This is a genomic window from Streptomyces torulosus (assembly GCF_001419765.1).
GTDB lineage: Bacteria > Actinomycetota > Actinomycetes > Streptomycetales > Streptomycetaceae > Streptomyces > Streptomyces torulosus.
In genome coordinates, this window is sequence record NZ_LIRK01000542.1 from 1 (window position 1) to 2025 (window position 2025).

A 2025-nucleotide genomic window follows, 5' to 3' on the forward strand; every position below is an offset into this window, starting at 1 on the left:
CCGCATGGCTCGATCCCACCCCTCCCCCACCCGCCACATGCCGCCCGACCTGCGGCGATGACGTCTCAAGGGGTGACTGTCAGTGGCTGGGTGCAGACTGGCCCGTGACTGAGACGACGATGTCCAGGGAGGTGGCCGGGATGGCCGAGGTACTGCTCACCGTAGGCACGCGCAAGGGCCTGTTCATCGGGCGGCGGCGAGGCGGCGCCTGGGAGTTCGACGACAGCCCGTACTTCAACGCGCAGGCCGTCTACGCGGTCGCGATCGACACCCGCGGGGACACGCCCCGTCTGCTCGTCGGGGGCGACAGCGCGCACTGGGGCCCCTCCGTGTTCCACTCCGACGACCTCGGGCGCACCTGGACGGAACCGGCCCGTCCGGCCGTGAAGTTCCCCAAGGACACGGGCGCCTCCCTGGAGCGGGTGTGGCAGCTGCACCCGTCGGCCGCCGAACCGGACGTGGTGTACGCGGGCACGGAGCCGGCCGCGCTGTACCGCTCGGAGGACCGCGGCGAGACCTTCGAGCTGGTGCGGCCGCTGTGGGAGCACCCGACCCGCGACAAGTGGCAGCCGGGCGGTGGCGGCGAGGGGCTGCACACCATCCTCACCGACCGGCGCGACCCGCGCGCGACGACCGTCGCCGTCTCCGCCGCCGGGGTGTTCCGCACCGCGGACGGCGGCGCGAGCTGGTCGCCGTCCAACTCCGGGGTCTCCGCGGTGTTCCTGCCGGACCCCGACCCGGAGTTCGGCCAGTGCGTGCACAAGGTCACGCGGGACGCGGTGACCCCCGACCGGCTGTATCTGCAGAACCACTGGGGGGTGTACCGCAGCGACGACGGCGGCGCGCACTGGACGGACATCGGCGAGGGGCTGCCGTCCACGTTCGGGTTCGCCGCCGTGGCCCACCCGCACCGCGGGGACACCGCGTACGTGTTCCCCATCAACGCGGACGCGGACCGGGTCCCCGCCGACCACCGCTGCCGGGTCTTCCGCACGGCGGACGCGGGCGGGAGCTGGGAACCGCTGTCCAGCGGCCTGCCGACGGACGACCACTACGGCACGGTGCTGCGCGACGCGATGTGCACGGACGACGCGGACCCGGCGGGCGTCTACTTCGGCAACCGCAACGGCGAGGTGTACGCGTCGGCGGACGACGGGGACAGCTGGCGCCAGTTGGCGTCCCATCTGCCGGACGTGCTGTGCGTACGGGCGGCGGTGATCGGCTGACGGCGCAGGCTGAAGCGGGAAACCCACATACCGGACCCCAAGTCGGCACGGAACACGTGCGGTTCGGCATCCAAACGGTCAGCACCGGTCGCTCCCTGACCGGTGGTTGATCGTCGGCGCGGTCGCGGCAGTAGGGTGACGCCGTGGCACCACGACCGTTGCATGAAATCGTCGAATCGGGCTGGGCGAAGGCGCTGGAGCCCGTGGCCGGACAGATCGCCAGGATGGGCGACTTCCTGCGCGCGGAGATCTCCGCGGGACGCACCTACCTCCCGGCCGGACCGAACGTCCTGCGCGCCTTCCAGCAGCCCTTCGACGACGTCCGCGTCCTCATCGTCGGCCAGGACCCGTACCCGACACCGGGGCACGCGGTGGGCCTGTCCTTCTCGGTGGCCCCGGAGGTACGGCCCCTGCCGGGCAGCCTGATCAACATCTACCGGGAGCTCGGCAACGACCTGGGACTGCCGCCGCCGGCCAACGGCGATCTGACGCCCTGGACCCAGCAGGGCGTCCTGCTGCTCAACAGGGCGCTCACCACCGCCCCGCGCAAGCCTGCGGCACACCGCGGGAAGGGCTGGGAGGAGGTCACCGAGCAGGCGATACGGGCGCTGGCCGCGCGCGGACGCCCGCTGGTGTCGATCCTGTGGGGCCGCGACGCCCGCAACCTCCGCCCCCTGCTGGGCGATCTGCCGTCCATCGAGTCCGCCCACCCCTCCCCCATGTCGGCCGACCGCGGCTTCTTCGGCTCCCGTCCCTTCAGCCGCGCCAACGACCTGCTCGCCCGTCAGGGCGGTACTCC

General features: G+C 72.6%; 2 protein-coding genes. Both read left to right on the top strand.

Going from position 1 to position 2025, the window contains the following annotated elements:
- Window positions 1-140: 140 nt before the first annotated feature.
- Window positions 141-1226 carry a WD40/YVTN/BNR-like repeat-containing protein gene (locus AOK23_RS32560; RefSeq protein ID WP_055716149.1) on the top strand — a complete coding sequence of 362 codons (1086 nt, stop codon included), beginning with the start codon at window positions 141-143 and terminating at the stop codon, window positions 1224-1226.
- A 143-nt stretch (window positions 1227-1369) separates the two neighbouring features.
- Window positions 1370-2025: uracil-DNA glycosylase (locus tag AOK23_RS32565; protein ID WP_055716150.1), on the top strand; the 656-nt coding region annotated here is incomplete at its 3' end.